We start from the raw sequence: 22728 nt of genomic DNA, 5'->3' as shown, positions 1-22728 counted from the left end.
TGATTTAAGATGCCGCTCTATCTGCATTTTTTGAATATGAGCTATTCTTTTTAATCTCATCTGATATTAAAAAAGCTAATTCTAAAGCTTGATTTGCATTCAATCTTGGGTCGCAATGAGTATGATATCTTGAAGATAGATCATTCTCAGATATTTTTTGAGCACCACCTATACATTCCGTTACATTTTGACCAGTAAGCTCAATATGAAGGCCTCCAGCATAACTTCCTTCGCTTTGATGACAAGCAAAAACGTCTTTAACTTCTTTTAAAACTCTGTTGAAAGGTCTTGTTTTGAATCCTGTCACTGCTTGAATAGTATTACCATGACAAGGATCACATGACCAAATTACATTTAGACCTTCTTTTTTGATTGCTCTAATTAGTTTGGGCAAATGTTTTGAGACATTATCTGCTCCAAATCTTGATATTAATGTAATTTTACCTTTTTCATTTTTTGGGTTAATCCTATTACATAGATTGATCAAATCATCTGCTTTTAAAGTAGGGCCACATTTAATACCTATTGGATTTTCTATTCCTCTGCAAAATTCAACATGTCCACCATCTAATTGTCTAGTTCTATCTCCAATCCAAACAAAGTGAGCTGAGGTATCATGATTCTCACCCGTAGTAGAATCTGTTCTTGTCATAGACTCCTCAAATGGTAACAACAAAGCTTCATGTGATGTCCAAAAATTTACAGTGTACAATCTGTTATTAAAATCTGATGTAATTCCACATGCTCTCATAAAAGCTATAGCATCAGCAATTTTATCTTCGAGGTCTTTAAATTTTTTAGCTTGTGGACTTTTTTTTATGTAATCAAGATTCCACAAATGTACTTTATTTAAATCTGCAAAACCTCCTTTTGAAAAAGCTCTTATAAGATTAAGCGTTGCAGCTGACTGAGAATAAGCCTTAAATAATCTTTTTGGATCAGGAATTCTTGCTTTTTTATTAAATTCCATGCCATTAATATTATCACCTAGATAACTTGGTAGCTCGACACCATTTTTTGTTTCAACTGGTGAACTTCTCGGTTTTGAAAATTGACCAGCTATTCTTCCAAGTTTTACAACTGGTAAAGATGCTGAATATGTTAAAACTAATGACATCTGTAACAGTAGTTTAAATGTGTCTCTTATGTTATCTGGATTGAATTCAGCAAAACTCTCAGCACAATCTCCACCTTGAAGAAGAAAGGCTTTACCATCCACAACATCAGCAAGTTGTTCTTTTAAATGTCTTGTCTCTCCTGCAAAAACTAAAGGTGGAAACGTACCAATCTTATCTAAAACAGTATCCAGTTCATTTTTGTCTGGATAATCTGGAATATGTTTGACCGGATATTTTCTCCAACTATTTTTTTTCCAATTTTTCATATGCAACTGGGAATTGTTTACCAGAGATTATTTATAATTCAACTATTTTGAATTTTTTTTACAAAAACTTCACTTAATTTGCTTAAAGCAAGCATACCAGGATCATCAAGTTCTCTGGTTTTGTCCTCAAACATTCTTGCTCTACCAATTAATATTTTTTTACCCTTAAAAGCGTCCAAAGCTTCTTTGGTGCTTGATTTAAATAATTCTGGATAATTCACATTATTCTTATTTGCTCTCAGATTATTTAAAATAAAACTTAAACTATCCAAAATAGTTTTGTCACCTAATTTAGTTTTTCCTCTTTCTTGAATAGTTTCCATAGCAATATTAATCATATTTATTATGTCCTCATTGTCACACGTATTTTTACCTTTTAAATTCTTTGAAATATTCATAAATGCAAAAGCTATAAGGGTTCCAAAACTTGATCCTGATTTTTTTACAAATGCTTGTGAGCAAAGCATAAAATTAATACTTAGATCATCTTTAAATTTATCTATATTGTTGTTAATTTCTTCTAAACCATTTAAAATTGTAATTCCAAGATCGCCATCTCCTATCTTTCCATCTGCAGCATTAAATTCATCATATAAATTTTTAGCTTGAGATAATAAATTTTTAAAGACATCGATCATTACTAGCTTATTAAACATTTTAATTAATCCAAAATGGACATTCGCTATGAACTAATAATGCTTTTTTTAAATCATCATCTAGCTTTAATACAGAGATAGACATACCTGCCATCTCTAATGATGTTGCGTATCTTCCAACATATGATTTAACAATTTCAATATCTTTTTTTGAAAAAATTTCATTTACTCTTTTTGATACAATATAAAGTTCTTCTAATGGAGTTGCACCTAAACTATTAATCATAATTGAAACTTTATCACTATTTGATAGTTCAAAATCTTCAAAAATTATTTTACATAAATCATCAACTAATAAATCTGCTTTTCTTAATTTTTCTCTTTTAATGCCAGGCTCACCATGAATTCCCATTCCTATTTCAATTTCATCATTTTCAAGTTCAAAGGTAGGTTTGCCAACTTCCGGTAAAATACATGAAGAAACAGCAACACCAATTGTCCTTAAATTATTATTTGCTTTTAAGGTTAAATCATAAACTTCTTCAAGCGATGCCCCATTTTCTGAAGATGCTCCTGCAATTTTAAATGCAAAAATTAATCCTGCTATTCCTCTTCTTTTTAATTTATCCTCGTTACTTGCGCTTGCAATATCATCTGAAACAATAATCATTTTTGTTTCAATCCCCTCAGATTTTACAATTTCACATGCCATTTCAAAATTCATAACATCGCCACCATAATTTCCTAAAACACACAAAACACCACTACCATTATTTCCGTTTCTAATTGTAGATGTTATTTGATCAACAGAAGGAGATGCAAAAACTGAACCAACCGCACAAGCATCTAACATTCCTTTTCCAACATAACCTGTAAATACTGGTAAATGTCCAGAACCACCTCCTGATACAATTCCAACTTTATTTTTTGCTTTGTCGGTTCTTTTAATTACTCTTTGATTATCATCAGCAAAAGAATAAACTTCTGGATGAGAAATGACTAAACCTTGAATAGACTCTTCAACAAAATCTGATGGATTGTTAATAATTTTTTTCATTAATTTAATTTAACGTATAAAAAAAATTAACTAAATATATTTTATTATTCGACAGTTACTGATTTAGCTAAATTTCTCGGTTTATCTATATCATAACCTTTTTTAAGGGCTGAATAATAAGCTAATTTTTGAAGAGGAATAGTTAAAAGAAAAGGTAATAAATCATCATTTGTACTCTCAACTTCGATAGTTTCCCAAATATTTTCAGATAAAACCTCATCTGTACTTTTATTTGTTATTAACAAAACTTTTGCACCTCTAGCAACTACTTCCTGCATATTAGAAATAGTTTTTTTATAATAACTATCTCTTGGCGCTAATACCACAACAGGCATTCCCTCTTCTATTAAAGCTAAAGGTCCATGTTTCATTTCTCCAGCTGGATAACCTTCGGCATGTACATATGATAATTCTTTAAGTTTTAAAGCACCCTCTAGAGCTATTGGGTAAGAAAAACCTCTTCCTAAAAACATAGAACCTTTTGCTTCATTAAATGTAGAAGCAATAGATTGAATATCGTTATCAATTAATAAAGTCTTTTCAATTAAGGTAGGTAAATTTTTTAAATCTTTAATTTTGTCTTGATAAACTTTATTTTCAATCTCATTTCTTAAAGATCCCAGTTTAATAGCAAGTATATAAAGTACAAGTATCTGACCTAAAAATGCTTTCGTAGAAGCTACACCTATTTCAGGTCCACAATGAATTGGTAATACAAAATTACTGTCTCTTGCAATTGAACTTTCAATTACATTTACTACAGCACATGTTTTCATTTTATTTTTATTACATATGTCTAAAGCGGCATAAGTATCAGCTGTTTCACCTGACTGTGAAACAAATACATATAAGGTATCACTTTTAAATCTATTTTTTCGGTATCTAAATTCTGATGCAATATCAATATTAACATCTAAAGAGGTTAATTCTTCAAACCAATATTTTGCCATCAAACATGAGTGATATGCAGTACCACACCCAATTAAAGTTATTGAATTAATTTCTTCAATTTTCCAGGGGAAATTATAGATATTTATATCGTTATTAATGTTATTTATGTATTCTTTAATACCTGTTTTTAAAGTCACTGGCTGCTCTTCTATTTCTTTAGCCATAAAGTGTTTAAAATCACCTTTATCATAACTTTCTTCTTTTGATGTAAGTTCTAAAATTTTTTTATTAATTTTTTTTCCTTTGTTATTAAAGAAATTAACTTCATCTTTTTTGATTATACAAAACTCTCCATCTTCCAAATAAGTAATTTTATTTGTCATTGATTTTAATGCATATGAGTCTGATCCAAGATAATTTTCATTGGGACCATATCCAACAGCAAGAGGTGAGCCACGTCTAGCCCCAACAATTAAATCTGGTTTATCCTTAAAGATAACGCCTAAAGCAAAACTACCATGAAGTTGTTTAAGAGTTTTTGTTATTGCTTCCTGTAGCTCAAAAGATTTTAGATTTTCTGTAATCAAATGAACAATTACTTCAGTATCAGTTTGTGATTTAAATTTATGGCCCTGATTTGTTAAATGTTTTTTTAATAAAGTTGAATTTTCTATTATACCATTATGTACAACAGAAACATTTTCTGATGAATGTGGGTGTGCATTAATACTGTTAGGCACTCCATGTGTTGCCCATCTAACATGACCTATTCCAATATTTCCAGATAAAACCTTCAAATCAAAATTTTTTTCTAAATTTTCAACTCTACCTTCAGATTTAACTTCGTTAATATTGCCATCTGACAGAGTTGCAATGCCAGCTGAATCGTAGCCTCTGTACTCTAATTTTTTTAAAGAATTCATTATATTAGCTGAAACAGGTTTGTTACTAGAAATTCCAATTATTCCACACATAATTATTTTCTTTTATAGTTTTTAATTTCAGTTTGTAACGATCTTGTTAGCGCCAAAGATTTCTTCTTTACACTTTTGGTAATTACGGAGCCTGCTCCAATTATACTTTTTTCTTCAATAGTAACTGGCGCTACTAATGCAGAATTAGAGCCTATAAAAACATTATCTTTAATTTTTGTTTTACTCTTTTTAATTCCATCATAATTACATGTAATGGTTCCAGCGCCAATATTTGAAGATTTTCCGATAGTGGTGTCGCCAATATAAGATAAGTGATTTACTTTAGATTTTTTTCCTACAATACTTTTTTTGACTTCCACAAAATTTCCAATCTTTGAACCTTCTTTTAAAATTGTATCAGGTCTTATTCTTGCATAAGGTCCAACTTCAACTCTATTTTCAATTTTACAAGACTCAATGTGTGAAAAAGATTTAATAATAACATTGTTTCCTATGTTAACTTTTTTTCCAATGACAACATAGGGTTCAATAGTAACATTTTTTCCAATTTTAGTGTCAGTAGAGAAAAAAATTGTTTCAGGTCCCATCATTTTAACACCAGATTTTAAAAATTTATTTCTAAGTTTATTTTGAATTTTATATAAATTTAATTCTTTCATTTTAAAATTCTTTACATTAAGTATACTTCTTAATTAATTCACATAATATTTCTTTAAAATACTTTTAAAATGAAGCAAAAATTTACAGTTTTATTTGATCTTGATGGCACACTTGTTGATACAGCACCAGATCTAATGCGTGCTCATAATCATGTAATGAAAAAATTTGGATATCCAACAAAGTCTACAGAAGAAATTAGAAATTTAGTTGGCAAAGGTGCTGGAGCTTTAATTGGAAGATCTATTTGGGGTCAAGCAAAAAAAGAATTTCATAGTGTAATTGATTTAAAGATTAAAGATGAAATGTCTAAAGAGTTTGTAAATTATTATGGAAAAAATATTATTAACGAAAGTACACTTATCAAAGGTGTAAAAGAATTTTTAATTTGGTGTAAAGATCAAAACATATCAATGGCTGTGTGTACAAATAAACAAGAACATTTATCAAATGATCTTTTAAAGAAGATTGGCATTTATGATTTTTTTGAATATGTGGCTGGTTCAGATACTTTTGATTATTGTAAACCTGATCCTAGACATCTTACTTCAGTAGTTGAAATATTAGATGGTGATGTAAATAAAACTATTATGATTGGAGATAGTGAGACGGATGCAAATGCAGCAAAAGCTGCAGAGATCCCTGTTATTTTACTTGAAAACGGTTATACTGAAAAAAATACAAACGAAATATATCATAATCACTTGATAAAAGACTTTATTGGAATTGAAAAAATAATTTCAGAATATCTTTAATATTGATTATTTTTTTTTAACTATTAAAACAAAATCACTACTTAAGGAGTTTTTTTGTTATTACATACAGTTAAAGTTTATCCGTCTAAAATACACCTTCCAAAAAAGAAACAGCTTGCTTGGAAAATTGCTGAGATTGCAAGTGATAATGCAAAATTAAATAAAGACGCAATAGAGATGGTAATTAATAGAATAATTGATAATGCATCAGTTGCCATAGCCTCTTTAAATAGAAAGCCAGTAATTTCTTCTAGGGAAATGGCTTTAAAACATGCAAGAAAGAACGGTGCTACTTTATTTGGAGTAAATTCAAAATTAAAATTTGATTGTGAATGGGCTGCTTGGTCAAACGGCACTGCTGTTAGAGAATTAGATTTTCATGATACTTTTTTAGCAGCAGACTACAGTCATCCAGGAGATAATATTCCACCATTATTAAGTGTTGCTCAACAAAATAAAAGAGGTGGAATTGATTTACTGAGAGGAATTATTACTGCTTATGAAGTGCAAGTAAATCTTGTAAAAGGCATTTGTCTTCATAAACACAAAGTAGATCATATAGCACATCTAGGTCCAAGTGTTGCCGCTGGATTAGGTGCTATGCTTAAACTTAATACTGAAACTATTTATCAAGCTGTTCAACAAGCTTTACATACTACTGTCTCTACAAGACAATCTAGAAAAGGTGAAATTTCAAGCTGGAAAGCTTATGCTCCAGCACATGCTAGTAAACTTGCTATTGAGGCTGTAGACAGAGTTATGCGTGGTGAAGGTGCACCAAGTCCAATTTATGAGGGTGAAGATAGTATAATAGCTAGAATATTAGATGGAAAAAAAGCAAATTACAAAGTCCCATTACCTAAAAAGAATGAAAGTAAAAAAGCGATACTAGAAACATATACTAAAGAATATTCTGCAGAATACCAATCTCAGGCATTAATTGATTTAGCAAAAAAATTAAAAACTAAAATTCCAAATTTAAACCAGATCAAAAAGATTGATATATTTACAAGCCACCATACGCACTATGTAATTGGAACAGGTGCTAATGATCCACAAAAGATGGATCCAAATGCAAGCAGGGAAACACTAGATCACTCTATTATGTATATATTTGCTGTAGCATTGGAAGATGGAGATTGGCATCACGTTAAGTCTTATACGAAAGCAAGGGCAAATAAAAAAAGTACAATAAAGATTTGGAAATCAATTACAACTTATGAAGATAAAAAATGGACTAGGAAATATCATGATCCTAATCCTATGAAAAAATCTTTTGGAGCAAAAGTTGTCATTACTTTAAATAATGGAAAAAAAATATCAGAGGAGCTTGATCGAGCAGACGCACATCCTTATGGAGCAAGACCATTTAAAAGACTAAACTATATTAATAAATTTAAAACATTAACAGATAATATTTTAGAAAAAAAAGAAAGTGATCGTTTTTTAAAAGTAGTTCAAAATTTAAAAAAATTAAAACCAGGTCAATTAGATAAACTGAATATAGAAACTAAAAAAAATAAATTAAAAAGAAATTTAAAAAAAGGAATATTTTAGTGCATTTTGTTAACAAAGAGCCAAGTCAAAAAAGAATAGATTTTGTTGATAAATTAAATTCCAATAAAATTTTAAGAGTTCCTGGAGCTTATAATCCTTTAACTGCAAAACTAATTGAAGAAATTGGATATGATGCTGTCTATATTTCAGGTGGTGTAATGGCAAACGATCTCGGTTTTCCTGACATTGGTTTAACTACCTTACAAGATGTAAGTACAAGATCATATTTAATATCAAGAGTTACAAACTTGCCTACAATTGTAGATATAGATACAGGATTTAAATCTTGCAAAGAAACTATAGAAACTTTTGAAGAATTTGGAATTGCTGCTGTTCATCTAGAAGATCAAATTGAAAGAAAAAGATGCGGTCATCTTGACAATAAAGAGCTAATTACAACCGAGGCAATGGTTAAAAAAATTAAAGAATGTGTAGCAGCTAAAAAAGACTCTAACTTTAAAATTATTGCAAGGTCTGATGCTAAAGGAGTTGAGGGTATCGATAAAATGATTGATAGATGTAAAGCTTATATAGATGCTGGAGCTGAAATAATATTTCCAGAAGCTTTATATGATGAAAAAGATTTTGAAAAAGTAAGAAAAGAACTTTCTTGTTACTTACTAGCTAATATGACTGAATTTGGAAAATCAAAACTCTTTAATTTTAAAGAGTTAGAAAACTTTGGATATAATATTGTAATTTATCCAGTTACTACCCAAAGATTGGCTATGAAAAACGTTGAGGATGGACTAAGAGACATTTTTACGAATGGACACCAAAATAATGTTATTGATAAAATGCAAACAAGAAAAAGGCTTTATGAATTAGTTGATTATGAAAAGTACAATTCACTAGATGAAAAAATTTATAACTTTAGTACAGAAGGACATGAATAATGAGTGATGAAATTAAAAAAGGTTTACTGGGTATAGTTGTTGATGAAACTGAAGTTTCTAAAGTAATGCCTGAAATAAATTCTCTAACTTATAGAGGTTATGCTGCTCAAGATTTATGTGAATATTGTAGATTTGAAGAAGTTGCGTATTTAATTTTAAATAAAGATCTTCCAAATTCAATTCAACTTAGAAAGTTTGAAAAAGAAGAAAAAAATAATAGAGATTTATCAAAAAATTTATATGAGATAATTAAACATATGCCAAAAAAATCTCATCCTATGGATGTAGCAAGAACGGCTGTTAGTGTAATGGGATTAGAAGATAAAGAGACCTCAGACTCATCTCCAGAGGCAAATATGAGAAAAGCTCTAAGAATTTTTTCAAAAACTCCAACAGCATTAGCTGCTTTTTATAGAATCAGAAGTGGTAAAAAAATTATAAAACCAAAAAAGTCTTTATCTTTTTCTGAAAACTTTTTTTATATGTGTTTTGGAAAGGTGCCTCAAAAAGAAATTGTTAAAGCATTTGATGTTTCCTTAATATTATATGCTGAACATAGTTTTAATGTATCAACTTTTACAGCAAGAACTATCACCAGTAGCTTATCGGATATTCATGGAGCAATTACAGGAGCTATAGCTAGTTTAAAGGGACCATTACATGGTGGAGCAAATGAAGAAGTAATGCATATGATGAAGAAAATTAAAAAACCTGCAAATGCATTAAAATGGATTAACAATGCTCTAAAAAATAAAGATGTTGTAATGGGTTTTGGTCATAGAGTTTATAAATCAGGAGACTCTAGAGTTCCAACAATGAGGGAATATTTTGGAAAAGTTGCTAAAATCAAAAAAGATAAAACCTTCGAAAAGATTTATGACATTGTTGAAAAAGTTATGATTAAGGAAAAAAATATTCATCCAAACGTAGACTACCCTACTGGTCCAACTTATCATTTAATGGGATTTGATACTGATTTTTTTACTCCAATATTTGTAATTTCAAGAATTACAGGTTGGTCAGCTCATATTATGGAACAACATGCTGCAAATAAACTTATACGACCACTAGCTAGCTACAAAGGTAATAAGCACCGAAAAGTAATGCAGTTAAATCAAAGATAATTTATAATTTTTGAACGATCTGGTCTTCTTCTTTCACTAGGTTCTTCTATTTTGTGACCAATATAGATAAAACCTGAAATCTTATCTATTTCTTTTCTACCACCTAAAAAAGTTAACATTTTTTCATTATATGCATACCATTCTGTAAGCCATTGAGCTGCATAACCAAATGATTGTGCACAGGAAAGTAAATTCATACATACTGCGCCTGAAGATAATCTCATTTCCCACTCAGGTATTTTTGGGTGTTCTAAAGGGGTTGATAAAACTGCTAAAATCACTGATGCTCTCTGAAATCTTTTAGACTCGATCTCCAACTGTTCTTGATTTGCATTTGGATTTTCTTTTTCAAATTCACTTAAAATTATTTCGTTATCAATTAATTTTCTTTTTTCTCCTTTAATAACTATAACTTTCCAGGGATTTAAGGCACCATGATCTGGTACTCTTATTCCGGCATCTAATATTATTTTAAGATCTTCATCTTTAATTGGTTCAGATGACATCTTTCTAGCTAAAACAGATCTTCTTTTTAAATAAAAATTATCACTCATATCATTTAATGATTTTCGTTATGTATATGAAATTTTTCTATTTTTGCAAATCTACCATTACATATAATTGAACAATTAAAAGAATTTTTTTCAATAAAATCATCAATCGCTTTTTTAACACCTGGTGCTTGTTTTAGATCATAATCATCACATAAAACTGTTCCATCGTTATTTATTACTTCAAAACAACAATTAAGATCATTAAGTACTGTATTATATTCATGACCACCATCTAAGAAAACATAATCAATTTTAGACATATCTATTTTTTTTAATACTTTATTAGAGTTCCCTTTAATTAAATGAATATTATCTTTAAATTTTTTTAATAGATCTTTTACAGCATCTAAACTGTAAGGGTTTTGTCTTTTTATATATTTATAATAAAATTGTTTTATAGGGTTAGAAGAAAAAGAAGTATTTGGTATAACTTCGTGTTTATTTTCATCGTTCTCCTCGAATAAATCTAAACCAATATACTGAAAATTGTTACCGTGGATTTTAAATAAAAGCTCACAAACATTTCTAGCTGTCACACCGTGAAATACGCCAATTTCTAAAAAATATTTTGGTTTTTTTTTAGATATTTCCTCTAAAAAGAAAGAACCGACACCCTTTTGTTTTAGACTGGTTTTTCTATAGTATTTTTTGTATTCCAAAATTAATTAAATGCTTCAGCCCATGTTCCTTGAGTTGATGCTTTAGAATATTCTGTAGCTCTACCTTCAAAGAAGTTCATATGCTCTACGGCATTTAACATTGTATCTAGCCAACCAAGTGGATTTTTATCTACATCATAAATTGGTTCCAAGCCTAATTGAGTAAGTCTTCTATTGCCAATAAATCTTATGTAATCTTTTACTTCTTGGGCAGTTAAACCTTCCATGGGACCCATTTCAAAAGCTAAATCAATAAAAGCATCTTCATGAGCGATAATAGTTCTACATGCCTCATAAAGTTCTTTCTTTAATTTAGGAGTCCAAATTTCAGGGTTTTCATTGATAAATTCTTTAAATATTCTTATCATAGAATTACAATGAAGAGTTTCATCTCTAACAGACCAAGTAACAATTTGACCCATTCCTTTCATTTTATTGTGTCTTGGAAAATTCAAAAGAATTGCAAAACTTGCAAACAATTGTAGTCCTTCCGTAAATGCACTAAATACGGCAACTGTTTTTGCAATGTCTTCTTTTGAGTTTACATTAAAATCTTGCATGTAATCATATTTATCTTTCATTTCTTTATATTTCATGAAAGCAGAATATTCTGACTCGGGCATACCAATAGTATCTAAAAGATGTGAGTAAGCTGCTACGTGAACAGTTTCCATTGCAGCAAAAGCTGTCATCATCATTAATACTTCAGTTGGTTTAAAAACAGTAGTGTAATGTCTTAAATAGCAATTATTAACTTCAACATCTGCTTGAGTAAAAAATCTAAAAATTTGTGTTAATAAATTTTTTTCTGACTGAGATAAATTTTTTTGCCAATCTCTTACATCATCTCCTAATGGAACTTCTTCTGGTAACCAATGAATTCTTTGTTGAGTTAACCATGCATCGTAACACCATGGATATCTAAAAGGTTTATAAACAGGATTTTCAACTAGTAATCCCATTTTTTTTGGTTGAATAATTTCTGAATTTACTTTTTTTACTACTGACATGATAAACACTCCTCGTACTCTGGTTCTTCAGTTTTGGTTGCTTTATTTTTATAAACGTTAGCCATAATATCTGTTGATTTTGCATCATTGATATTTTCAGCTCTTTGAATTGATTTTGATCTACAGTAATAAAGACTCTTTAAGCCTTTCTTCCAAGCATCAAAATGAATTTTGTGTAATTCTTTTTTATGAACATCAGCTGGTAAAAATAAATTAACAGACTGAGCTTGTGAAATAAATGGAGTTCTATCTCCACTTAATTCTATAATCCAGTTTTGATTAAGTTCAAAAGCTGTTTTAAAAACATCTTTCTCTAAATCAGTTAAAAAATCTAGGTGTGAAACTGAACCTTGATTTGTAGTAATTGTAGACCAAGTTTCATCATCATTTTTTCCATGACTTTCTAATATTTCCTCTAAATACCTGTTTCTAACATTAAATGACCCTGACAAAGTCTTATGCGTATAGCTATTTGCTGCAATTGGCTCTACACCTGGTGAAGCTCCACCACAAATAATTGAAATAGATGCAGTTGGAGCTATTGCAGTTTTGTTTGAAAATCTCTCTTGATAACCATACTCTGCAGCATCAGGACAAGCTCCTCTTTCTTCAGCTAGATCTTTTGATGCTTGATTTACTTGTGCATCAATTTGTTTGAATATTTTTTTATTCCATGATTTTGCCATCACTGACTCAAGTGGAATTCTATTTTTTTGCAAGAAAGAATGGAAGCCCATTACACCCAAACCAACACTTCTTTCTCTACCTGCTGAATATTTTGCATCTTTAAATTGATCAGGGGCTTTATTTATAAAATCAGATAAGACATTATCTAAAAATCTCATAACATCACCAATCATGTCAGGATCATCTTTCCATTCATCATATTTTTCTAAGTTAAGTGATGATAAGCAACATACAGCAGTTCTATCATGACCGTCTTTATCAATTCCTGTAGGTAAAGTTATTTCACTACAAAGATTTGAAGTTTTAACAGTTAGATTAGCAAGCTTATGATGCTGTGGTATTAATCTATTAACTGTATCGATGTAAATAATATATGGTTCACCAGTTTCAATTCTTGCAGTTAATAATCTTATCCATAAATTTCTAGCAGAAATAGTTTGTTGAATTGTTCCATCAGCAGGACTTTTTAATGCCCATTGTTCATCAGTTTCAACAGCTCTCATGAATGCATCTGAAACTAATACACCATGGTGTAAATTTAATGCTTTTCTATTTGGATCTCCACCTGTTGGTCTTCTCATTTCAATAAATTCTTCAATTTCAGGATGGTCAATTGGTAAATAACATGCAGCTGATCCTCTTCTCAATGAACCTTGACTGATTGCCATAGTTAGAGAGTCCATAACTTTAATAAAAGGAATTATTCCAGAAGTTTTTCCAACTTTGCCAATTTTTTCTCCAATTGATCTTAAGTTACCCCAATAACTTCCAATACCTCCTCCTTTTGCAGCAAGCCAAACATTTTCACTCCAAAGATCAAGGATACCACCTAAGCTATCAGAGGCTTCATTTAAAAAACATGAAATAGGTAAACCTCTTTTCGTTCCACCATTAGATAGAACTGGTGTTGCTGGCATAAACCAAAGGTTACTAATATAATTGTAAATTCTCTGAGCATGTAAATTATCATCAGCATATGAACTTGCTACACGCGCAAATAAATCTTGAAAAGATTCGTTATGACCTAAGTATCTATCCTTTAAAGTTGCTTTACCAAAATCTGTTAGGTTTGCATCTTTAGAACGATCAATTTTAATAATAATCCCTTTATCATTTTGAAATAATTCAGTTTCATTGTTTAATGAAAAAAGATCTGGTCTTTTATCGTTTTGAACTTCATTAACTTTAGGGCTATATTCAGAGACAGCTTTCTTTAGGGCTTGTGATAAAATTTTGTTCATAAATTTAATTATATTTTGTTTATTATACGAAAACAACTACATGTTGTAGGCGTTTTGAGTTAATATACTATATAAACAGTAAATCAACAGAACATTTATAGAACGTGACAAATTATTTATCAATAAAAAAAATTAAAAAATTACAATTAATTAACATAAAAGGGTTAAGAAATTAACAAATGTCACAAAATATTAAAATTGACCCTTATGGTTTCAGAGAATATGACGCACGATGGTTGTACGAAGAAAACATAAATAAAGCAGGTATAGAGAATCTTGGAAAAGGTTTTGGAACACAAATAATTAATCACACCAAAAAAAATAATCCTACAGTTATAGTTGGTCATGACTACCGTTCCTATAGCGAAGAGATAAAAACAGCTCTAAAAAAAGGTTTAATGTCAACTGGTTGTAATGTTGATGATGTTGGATTGTCATTATCACCAATGGTTTATTTCGCCCAATTTAATTTAAACTCTGATGCTGTTGCAATGGTAACTGCAAGTCATAATGAAAATGGATGGACTGGAGTTAAGATGGGTATCAAAAAAGGATTAACTCATGCACCAGAGGAAATGAAGGAATTAAAAGAAATAACGTTAAATGAGAAGTTTATTTCGGGTCAAGGGGATGAAAGACAAATTGAAAATTTTAAACAAATCTACAAAGATGATTTAATAAATAACAATAAAATCGATAAAAGAATAAAAGCTGTAGTTGCTTGTGGAAATGGTACGGCAGGTGTATTTGCCCCAGATATTTTAAGAGGTATAGGTTGTGAAGTAATAGAACTTGATTGTGAATTAGATTGGACCTTTCCAAAATATAATCCTAATCCTGAAGACTTAGAGATGCTTCATGCGATTGCTAAAGCTGTAAAAGACAATAATGCTGATATTGGATTTGGGTTTGATGGTGATGGTGATAGAGTTGGAGTAATTGATAATAATGGTAATGAAATATTTTCAGATAAAATAGGATTAATAATTGCAAGAAATTTATCTAGTAAATATAAAAATTCGAAATTTATAGTTGATGTAAAATCTACTGGACTATATTCAAAAGATAAAATTTTATTAGAAAATAATTGTGAGACCATATATTGGAAAACAGGTCATTCTCACATTAAAAGAAAAGTAAATACTGAAAAAGCATTAGCTGGATTTGAAAAAAGTGGTCACTTCTTTTTTAATCAACCACTAGGTTATGGATATGATGATGGTATTAATTCAGCAATTCACGTCTGTCATTTGCTAAATGATCAGAGTAAAAAAATGAATGAAATTATAAGTGAATTACCAAATACTTTTCAAACACCGACTATGGCTCCTTTTTGTAAAGATGAGGAAAAATATAAAGTAGTAGATGATTTAGTAAAACAAATTGAAAAAATTAAAACAAATAAAATTAAAATTGATGATCAAGAGATTAGTGATGTACTAACAGTTAATGGAGTAAGATTTTCATTCAAGGATGGATCATGGGGCTTAATAAGAGCCTCATCTAATAAACCATCTTTGGTTATTGTTACTGAAAGCCCAACATCAGATATAAGAAAGAAAAAAATCTTTGAATTTATTGATGATCTACTTCAAAAAACTGGGAAAATTGGGGAATATGATCAAAAAATATAGCTTAATTTTACTTTTATTTTTACTAATCCCTTTTAAAAACCAAGCATTAAGTGAGATAAATCAACAACAAATCTATATTGGATGTTATCAAAATTCTAAGCAGTATTTAGGCTCAAATAAAGCGAAAACTTATTGCATGTGCACCATTCAAAAGTTGGGTGAAAAATTTAATGATGAGGAATTAAAAGAAGTTTTTAAACAAAATCCTGAAAAAATTATTGAGGATACTCAATTTGCATCTAAATTTTGTGAAAAAGAAATCTCAAAATAAAGTTATACAATTAATCAAGATTCAATCAAAACGTGCTTAGTTATTAGCAGAGAATCGTTTAATCTAATTCATGAGGTGATGGAGGGAGACTGAAATCACCTCTTTCTATTTAAAGGCTAATCTAATTTTATTTATTAATTTATTTAAAACTTTAGCAGAATAAGGTTTTCCTTTAACAACCCATACAGATAATGGCCATGAACTATCAGTTTTTTTTCTAGCAATAATATGAATATGTAATTGTGGAACTATATTTCCTATTTTTTCAACATTAAGCTTAGAAGTTTTGAATATTCTTTTAACAATTTTACTTACATAAATAATTTCCTTCATTAGCAATACTTGATCTTTAGAATTAAGTTCAGTCATGTCTTTAATATTTTTTCTTCTAGGAATTAATATCAACCACGGAAACTTTAAATTATCATTTAATCTAATCGAACATAATTTTAGATTTGTTATAGGATAAGATGATTTTAAAAAATTTTTGTTTATTTTATTCATTAAATCTAAAGTTAACTATTTAAAGATTTGTTACAATAATTATTTATTATATAATTAAATAATGGCAGATAAAAAAATTAGATCTATTGCAAAAACATTTTCCTGGAGATTTTTTATTTTCATTTATTGGATGATTTTTGGCTATATTTATACTGGCACATTTACAGGTGCTGGCATATTAGGTGTTGGGTCAATTATTCCTCTCTTTTTCTACTACTTCCATGAAAGAATTTGGAATAAAGTTAAATGGGGAATTAATTAAATTATACTTTAAATAATTTTTTTAAGTTTATCAGAGATTATTATTGTTTTGTTATTGATATATTCTTCGTGATTTTTTTCAATATTCCTAAGCTCATATAAATAATTAACCATCACACCAAATGATCTATTTAAACCCACTTCTGATACATTGGCATTTATAATAATATCATCAATTATAGCTCCATTACCTAAATGAAACCTACAAACATCATTTATTGGTAATTGTTTATTATTTTTTTCATTCATTAAATAATGTGCAACTAATTTTGTAATAGATACTTTGTTTGAAACAATCCTTGGATCACCAACTTTTAAGTCTGGTGATTTTAAAAAAGAAATATTTTCTATTGGCGCATCTCCTAAAATATTTTTTATTTTTGCATCCTCTAGATATGAAAACCAATCTCTAAAACCAGGTATGGGTGAAAGTGTTCCAAAATGTTTGATATTTGGCAATTCTTCTTGGATTTCAAACACAACTCTTTTAATTAAAAAATTTCCTAAAGTAACTCTAGATAACCCTTCCTGACAGTTACTAATTGAATAAAAGGTTGCTGAGTCATATTTTTGATCTCCATCTGACCTTGGTTTTGTAATTTCTTGAATAGATCTACCCAAACCATTAGTTAGAGCAACTTGTACGAAAATTATTGGTTCATCTTCAAGCGCTGGATGAAAATAAGAAAAAAATCTTCTATCTTCTCCAAGCCGTCTTTTTAATTCATCCATATCTTTAATTTCATGAACTCTTTCATATTTCATAATTTTTTCTAAAACAGCAGCTTTAGTTTCCCAGGTAATTTTTGCTAATTTTAGGAACCCTGGATTAAACCAAGATTTAAATAATTCTCTTAAATCATCATCTAAAGGCACAAGATCTTTATTTTCATCCAGTATTTTTAATAAATCCTCTCTTAATGAAACAATTGTTGATATTCCATTTGGAGCCATATTCATTCTTTTGAAAAGCTCCCTTCTCTTTCCTTCAGATGTAATAAATAATTTATACAAATTTTTATCATTTTGAGTTTTTTGATAATTTTCAATTGCCTCAGTCACTTTTGTATGACTTGGTTTATATTTTTCATTTATCTTTTTAAAAAATAGAAGCTTATTTTCAGGTGAAAGTGTTTGATATAAATCAGTTATATCTCTTGCAACTGTAATTCCAAAAGCAGCTCCTTTATTAGAAATTAAATCATCACATAATGAAACTATGGTCTCTAAATCATCTTTTTTAAGTTCAGTTTTTTTAAATAGTTTTTGACCTACGTCAGCTATTGAGGAAATAATTTCTTTTAAATTAAACTTCATAATTTATTTTTTTTTAAGTTAAATTTAAATACTCAATAAAAGATCTTATAGAAACAGCAATTAAAAATGTTCCAAAAATCTTACTTAATAACTTTTTATCTAATTTATACACTGCTTTTGCCCCTATACGTGCCATTAACATCGTCACAGGAACAAATACAATAAATCCAAGTAAATTAATATAACCAATGCTAAAAGGTGTATTTATATTTGCAGCTATTTTACCTCCCGTTATCATTGTTATAGTTCCACTTAATGCAATTAAAAAACCAATTGCAGATGCTGTTCCAATTGATTTTCTTATATCATAACCAAAAGTTCTCATAAATGGGACCATTAAAGAACCTCCCCCTATACCAAGTAGTACAGAAATAAAACCTACGATAATCCCAGAAATATTTTTAATTGAGTCTTTGATTTTTTTTGGATTTTCTACGACTTTTTCTCTAAAGAAAATAAAAAATAAACCAACAATAAATGCCATTACTGAGAAAAATAAAACAAATGTGGATGTCTTAAGATTAACTGCTAAAAATGTTCCTCCAATTACGCCTAGTACAATAAAGATGCCGAATGATTTTACTAACTTAAAATCTACTGCATCGTATTCCATATGAGTTTTTGATGAAATAACTGAAGTTGGAATTATTATTGCCAAAGAAGTTCCAACAGATAAATGCATTCTTGTTGCAATATCAAAATCTAATACTGTAAAAGCATAGTACAGAGCTGGAACCATTATAATACCTCCGCCAACTCCAAGTAAGCCAGCCATAAAACCTGCTACTGATGCAGCTATTGACAAAACAACTAATAAATTAATTATTTCATTTATATCTAAAATTTCCATTAAGAATTAGCCTGGATAGCTTTCTCATTGTTTTGAACAATTGTCATAATATGTTTTGTTTTCTGAAAATCGGACTCTCGGGCCATTAAGTTATCACTTAAATATCTTTTCCAATCTTTTGAACCTGTCTGTCCATGGTACAAACCTACTGTGTGTCTCATTATATGATTAATCTTTGTTCCTAATTTTACTTCCTTATCAGCATATTCTAAAAGTTTTTCTACAACCTGTTCTCTAGTTGGATTGTTGTGGGTATTAAAAATATCTCTTTCAATTTCTATTAATGAATATGGATTTTGATAAATTGATCTTCCTATCATAACACCATCACAAAATTTTAAATGATTATCAATCTCACTTACCTTTGAAATTCCTCCATTAATAATTATTTCTAATTCAGGATTTTTTTTCTTTATTTCATAAACCATATTGTAGTTTAGTTTGGGAATATTTAAATTTTGTTTTGGAGATAAACCAGTAAGCATTGCTTTTCTTGCATGCAAAATAAATGTTTTGGTCCCTGCATCTCGCATTTTATGAATAAAGTTGTTCAAATAATCAAAATCCTCAGTTTGATCAAAACCAATTCTTGTTTTTGCTGTAACAGGAATATTGCACGAATTTACCATTGAATTAATACACTCTGCAACAAGATCGGGCTCTTTCATTAAACATGCTCCAAACATATTTTTTTGAACCTTTTTACTTGGACAACCCAAATTAATATTGATTTCATCGTATCCCATATCCTCTGCGATCTTAGCAACTTCTGCCAACTCATCTTTATTTGATCCACCCACCTGTAATGCTAAGGGTTTTTCTTCAGGACTATACGATAGGATTTTTTTTCTATCTCCATGAATTGCAGATTTTGTAGCAACCATTTCAGAATAAAGCATTACGTTTTTACTCATTAATCTTAAGAAAAAACGATCATGTCTATCTGTGCAATCCATCATTGGAGCAACAGATATTTTTCTACTAATTTTATTATTAGTATCCAAGAGGTTTACCCATTATTTTGTCAGGAAGCCATGTAACTATTTCTGGAAAAATACATAAAATTAAAATAGCTAAAGCCATTATAATCATAAATGGTATAGAGCCTTTCAAAATTTCTGACAAACTAACGTCTGGGGTAATTCCTTTAATAATATAAAGATTTAATCCAACAGGAGGTGTGATTAATCCAATTTCCATATTGATTGTAAATACAATTGCAAACCAATAAGGGTCAAATCCTAGAGTTGTTATAACTGGTAATAATATTGCTGATGTCATCACAATAACAGCAACTGGAGGTAAAAAGAAACCAGCAATCAAAAGAAATATATTTATTAATATAAACACTACCCATTTATTTGAGCTTAATTCTACCATGCTCTGAGCTAAAGACTGAGTTACATAAAGCTGGGAAAGAGTAAATGCAAAAAGATAAGAAGCTGCAATAATGAACATAATCATTACACTTTCTTTCATTGATACTTTAACTATGTTCCATATTTTTTTTGGTTGATAAATTTTGTAGACTACGGCTATCAATACAAATACTAAAAATGCTCCAACACCAGAAGCTTCAGAAGGAGTTGCTACACCGCCATACAAAACATATAGAACTCCAGCTATAATTGCTAAGAACGGTAGTATTCTTGGTAACACCTCTAGTTTTTCTTTTAAGGTTGGTCTTACTCTATTACTTAAAGCTTTTGCTGCTTCTTTATCAATGAAGTAACTATGTATTAATGCCCAAATAGCAAACATGCCGGCCAACATAAAGCCTGGAACCAAACCACATAAAAATAATCTTCCAATTGATGTACCAGTTGCAATTCCATAAACAATTAAAACTATGCTTGGAGGAATCAAGACTCCTAATGTTCCACCTGCTGCAATAGTACCTGTAGCAATTTGGTCAGAGTAACCTCTCTTTCTCATTTCTGGTATACCCATTGTTCCTATGGCTGCACATGTAGCTGGACTAGATCCACTTAAAGCAGCAAATATAGAACAAGCACCTATATTAGAAATAACTAATCCCCCTGGCACTCGCCAAAGCCATCTATCTAAACCAGTATAAAGATCCTTTCCCGCAGGAGAATTTGCTACTGCCATTCCCATTAAAATAAACATTGGAATTGAGAGAAGTACGAAAGAATTTAGGCCCGCATAAAATGTTTCTGCAAAAACATCGAGCATTTGAATACCTTCAAATGCAACCAATAAAACTATTGATACAAAACTAAGACCAAAGGCTATCGGTATTCCAGAAAATAAAACTATCAATGTAAAAACAGCTACTATAACTGCTATTATTAGAGGATCCATTAATTTTGCTTAGCCTCATCCGTTAATTTAATAATTTCCGCAATATATTGAAGTATCATTAAAACAGCTCCTATCATCATTGATGAATAAGGTATCCATAATGGTGGGTCCCAAACTGTTCCTGTAGAATAGTTTTTAGTAAATGCTTCCTCTACCATTAAAAAACCAAAATAAAACAAAATTAAAAAAAATAATAAACTTAAAAATGAAGTGAATATTTTGAGACGTAAAACACTTTTTTTTGACATAAAATCATAAATCCACTCCATACTAACGTGAGCTTTTTCGCTTAAAACATAAGCACTTCCTATAAATGTGGAAGCAACTAGTAACATTGTTACAAGTTCAGTTTGCCAAGTTATTGCTCTTTGAAAAAAATATCTTTCAAATACTAGTTCCACAATAACTAATATAGATAAAAGTAAGGCCAAAACAGCAAAAGCTCCACAAGCTTTTGCTGTAAAATCACAAAATTTTAAATATTTATTTTTCATAAAAAAAAACCCCTATTTAAAATGAATAAATAGGGGTTCTTTATATAGTATATTTATTTAACTGCCAAAGCCATTTCCATTAATTTATCTCCACCTGGAACTTTCTCAGCAAAAGCTTTGTGAGAAGATTTTTTTGCTATCTCAACCCAAGCAGCGTGATCTTTCTCATCCATATAAACTAATTTTACACCAGCAGCTTTATATGCATCCTCAAACTTTTTATCTAAGTTTTCAACTTGAGCAGTCATATATTTTTCTGCAACTTTTCCAGCGTCCATAAGTGCATTTTGTTGTTTTGAGTTTAAAGCATCAAAAGACTTTTTAGACATAAGAATTGGCTCATACATAAACCATAAACCAAATTTTCCTGGAGGTGTTGCACAACTAACTTGTTCATAAATTTTATAACTTACAAAACTTCCCGAACTAGTGTTTGCACCTGTTAATACACCTGTTTGTAATCCAGTGTAGATTTCTGAAGAAGGCATACTTTGAATACCAGCTCCTGCTGCTTCTAACATTTGGTTAAAAGCTTTTCCAGCAGCTCTCATTACTTGTCCTTTTGCATCACTAGGATTTTTTATACATTTAGATTTTGATGCAAATCCTCCACCTAACCATGCATCAGACAGAACTACTACACCAGCGTCAGTAATAATTCTTTTTATTTCTGTCATCATTGGACCTTTATTAAATCTCAATGCATGATCATGATTTTTTACAGTTCCAGGCATTAATGTTGCATCAAATTCTGGATGAAACTTTGAAGCATATGCTAAAGGGAATGCTGATATATCCAATTGTCCAGTAGTCATTGGTTTCCACTGTTCTTTTGGTTTATATAAAGATTTTGCTGGGTAGATTCTTATATCTATTCCAACGTTAGCTTTTTTTACTTCATCCGCAATTATTTGAACCATTTCATGACGCGGATCATATGATCCATCAGCTCTTGGAGTTCCTGGCCATTGGTGACTTGCTTTTAAAGTAACAGCATAAGCTGAACCAATCATTGTGAACGCCAAAACTAATGAAGTAAAATATAAAGATAATTTTTTAAACATTATTT

Annotated in this window: 23 protein-coding genes; 7 read left to right on the top strand and 16 right to left on the bottom strand. The window is 29.8% G+C overall.

The genetic code is table 11. The annotated features are described in order from the left end of the window. Positions 1–4 precede the first annotated feature (4 nt). From PB7211_RS04085 to PB7211_RS04065, 5 genes are read right to left on the bottom strand one after another with little or no spacing between them, the layout of a single operon-like run. Complete coding sequence (locus PB7211_RS04085) at positions 5–1384, bottom strand: class II 3-deoxy-7-phosphoheptulonate synthase (protein ID WP_008546012.1); 1380 nt, start codon at positions 1382–1384, stop codon at positions 5–7. A gap of 38 nt (positions 1385–1422) precedes the next feature. Then, complete coding sequence (locus PB7211_RS04080; protein WP_008545276.1) at positions 1423–2040, bottom strand: dihydroxyacetone kinase subunit L; 618 nt, start codon at positions 2038–2040, stop codon at positions 1423–1425. Between the two features lies 1 nt (position 2041). Then, positions 2042–3037 (bottom strand): dihydroxyacetone kinase subunit DhaK, encoded by a 996-nt coding sequence (locus PB7211_RS04075; protein WP_008545500.1) that lies wholly within the window; start codon positions 3035–3037, stop codon positions 2042–2044. A 44-nt stretch (positions 3038–3081) separates the two neighbouring features. Next, positions 3082–4902 carry a glutamine--fructose-6-phosphate transaminase (isomerizing) gene (glmS, locus tag PB7211_RS04070; RefSeq protein WP_008545794.1) on the bottom strand — a complete coding sequence of 607 codons (1821 nt, stop codon included), beginning with the start codon at positions 4900–4902 and terminating at the stop codon, positions 3082–3084. 2 nt (positions 4903–4904) lie between these two features. Then, positions 4905–5522, bottom strand: a complete 618-nt coding sequence (locus tag PB7211_RS04065; RefSeq protein WP_008544529.1) for a DapH/DapD/GlmU-related protein — start codon at positions 5520–5522, stop codon at positions 4905–4907. A 69-nt stretch (positions 5523–5591) separates the two neighbouring features. On the opposite strand from PB7211_RS04065, the gene PB7211_RS04060 reads away from it, so the two are divergent. The 4 genes from PB7211_RS04060 to PB7211_RS04045 are packed head-to-tail and all read left to right on the top strand — an operon-like array spanning position 5592 to position 9852. Beyond that, positions 5592–6275, top strand: a complete 684-nt coding sequence (locus PB7211_RS04060) for an HAD-IA family hydrolase (RefSeq protein ID WP_008544243.1) — start codon at positions 5592–5594, stop codon at positions 6273–6275. Between the two features lie 54 nt (positions 6276–6329). Beyond that, positions 6330–7832: an MmgE/PrpD family protein gene (locus PB7211_RS04055; RefSeq protein WP_008544431.1), complete on the top strand. Its 1503-nt coding sequence runs from the start codon at positions 6330–6332 to the stop codon at positions 7830–7832. Then, complete coding sequence (gene prpB, locus PB7211_RS04050; protein ID WP_008544732.1) at positions 7832–8728, top strand: methylisocitrate lyase; 897 nt, start codon at positions 7832–7834, stop codon at positions 8726–8728. Before PB7211_RS04055 ends, prpB begins: the two co-directional genes overlap by 1 nt. After that, the gene (locus PB7211_RS04045; RefSeq protein WP_008544453.1) at positions 8728–9852 is read left to right on the top strand and encodes a bifunctional 2-methylcitrate synthase/citrate synthase; all 1125 of its coding nucleotides are present in this window, start codon (positions 8728–8730) and stop codon (positions 9850–9852) included. The genes prpB and PB7211_RS04045 overlap by 1 nt, the downstream gene beginning before the upstream one ends. On the opposite strand, the gene PB7211_RS04040 is transcribed toward PB7211_RS04045, so the two are convergent. The 4 genes from PB7211_RS04040 to PB7211_RS04025 are packed head-to-tail and all read right to left on the bottom strand — an operon-like array spanning position 9843 to position 14003. Beyond that, on the bottom strand, positions 9843–10406 hold the full coding sequence (locus PB7211_RS04040; RefSeq protein ID WP_008544894.1) for a nitroreductase family protein: 564 nt from the start codon (positions 10404–10406) through the stop codon (positions 9843–9845). The two genes, PB7211_RS04045 and PB7211_RS04040, sit on opposite strands and share 10 nt — an antisense overlap. A gap of 5 nt (positions 10407–10411) precedes the next feature. Further along, entirely contained in the window at positions 10412–11065 is a 654-nt protein-coding gene (locus tag PB7211_RS04035; protein ID WP_008545631.1) for a class I SAM-dependent methyltransferase, read from the bottom strand. A gap of 2 nt (positions 11066–11067) precedes the next feature. After that, positions 11068–12075, bottom strand: a complete 1008-nt coding sequence (locus PB7211_RS04030) for a ribonucleotide-diphosphate reductase subunit beta (protein WP_008544435.1) — start codon at positions 12073–12075, stop codon at positions 11068–11070. Next, positions 12066–14003, bottom strand: a complete 1938-nt coding sequence (locus tag PB7211_RS04025) for a ribonucleoside-diphosphate reductase subunit alpha (RefSeq protein ID WP_008544655.1) — start codon at positions 14001–14003, stop codon at positions 12066–12068. Before PB7211_RS04025 ends, PB7211_RS04030 begins: the two co-directional genes overlap by 10 nt. Positions 14004–14182: 179 nt before the next feature. On the opposite strand from PB7211_RS04025, the gene PB7211_RS04020 reads away from it, so the two are divergent. Together PB7211_RS04020 and PB7211_RS04015 are read left to right on the top strand one after the other, a co-directional pair. Next, positions 14183–15637 carry a phosphomannomutase/phosphoglucomutase gene (locus tag PB7211_RS04020; RefSeq protein ID WP_008545430.1) on the top strand — a complete coding sequence of 485 codons (1455 nt, stop codon included), beginning with the start codon at positions 14183–14185 and terminating at the stop codon, positions 15635–15637. Continuing rightward, positions 15621–15908, top strand: a complete 288-nt coding sequence (locus PB7211_RS04015) for a hypothetical protein (RefSeq protein ID WP_008544154.1) — start codon at positions 15621–15623, stop codon at positions 15906–15908. The genes PB7211_RS04020 and PB7211_RS04015 overlap by 17 nt, the downstream gene beginning before the upstream one ends. 105 nt (positions 15909–16013) lie before the next feature. Here PB7211_RS04015 and PB7211_RS04010 read toward each other — a convergent pair whose 3' ends face one another. After that, entirely contained in the window at positions 16014–16412 is a 399-nt protein-coding gene (locus tag PB7211_RS04010; protein WP_008545247.1) for an HIT domain-containing protein, read from the bottom strand. Positions 16413–16473: 61 nt separating this feature from the next. On the opposite strand from PB7211_RS04010, the gene PB7211_RS04005 reads away from it, so the two are divergent. Beyond that, positions 16474–16674 (top strand): DUF2061 domain-containing protein, encoded by a 201-nt coding sequence (locus PB7211_RS04005; protein ID WP_008545817.1) that lies wholly within the window; start codon positions 16474–16476, stop codon positions 16672–16674. An 8-nt stretch (positions 16675–16682) separates the two neighbouring features. Here the strand turns inward: PB7211_RS04005 and PB7211_RS04000 are convergent, their stop codons facing one another. Genes PB7211_RS04000 through dctP form a run of 6 tightly spaced genes read right to left on the bottom strand, consistent with a single transcriptional unit; the run spans position 16683 to position 22723 of the window. Then, positions 16683–17990: a malonyl-CoA decarboxylase domain-containing protein gene (locus PB7211_RS04000; RefSeq protein ID WP_008545990.1), complete on the bottom strand. Its 1308-nt coding sequence runs from the start codon at positions 17988–17990 to the stop codon at positions 16683–16685. Between the two features lie 13 nt (positions 17991–18003). Continuing rightward, positions 18004–18840 carry a sulfite exporter TauE/SafE family protein gene (locus PB7211_RS03995; RefSeq protein ID WP_008544667.1) on the bottom strand — a complete coding sequence of 279 codons (837 nt, stop codon included), beginning with the start codon at positions 18838–18840 and terminating at the stop codon, positions 18004–18006. Next, positions 18840–19844 carry a tRNA dihydrouridine(20/20a) synthase DusA gene (gene dusA, locus PB7211_RS03990; protein ID WP_008545399.1) on the bottom strand — a complete coding sequence of 335 codons (1005 nt, stop codon included), beginning with the start codon at positions 19842–19844 and terminating at the stop codon, positions 18840–18842. The genes PB7211_RS03995 and dusA overlap by 1 nt, the downstream gene beginning before the upstream one ends. Continuing rightward, complete coding sequence (locus PB7211_RS03985; protein ID WP_008546011.1) at positions 19834–21165, bottom strand: TRAP transporter large permease; 1332 nt, start codon at positions 21163–21165, stop codon at positions 19834–19836. The genes dusA and PB7211_RS03985 overlap by 11 nt, the downstream gene beginning before the upstream one ends. Further along, complete coding sequence (locus PB7211_RS03980; RefSeq protein ID WP_008544142.1) at positions 21165–21659, bottom strand: TRAP transporter small permease subunit; 495 nt, start codon at positions 21657–21659, stop codon at positions 21165–21167. The genes PB7211_RS03985 and PB7211_RS03980 overlap by 1 nt, the downstream gene beginning before the upstream one ends. A gap of 53 nt (positions 21660–21712) precedes the next feature. Further along, positions 21713–22723 (bottom strand): TRAP transporter substrate-binding protein DctP, encoded by a 1011-nt coding sequence (dctP, locus tag PB7211_RS03975; protein WP_008545301.1) that lies wholly within the window; start codon positions 22721–22723, stop codon positions 21713–21715. Positions 22724–22728 lie beyond the last annotated feature (5 nt).

It is taken from the genome of Candidatus Pelagibacter sp. HTCC7211 (assembly GCF_000155895.1).
Taxonomy (GTDB): Bacteria; Pseudomonadota; Alphaproteobacteria; order Pelagibacterales; family Pelagibacteraceae; genus Pelagibacter.
Note: the sequence above shows the minus strand (reverse complement) of the source record. Positions and strands in the feature narration are given on the sequence as shown.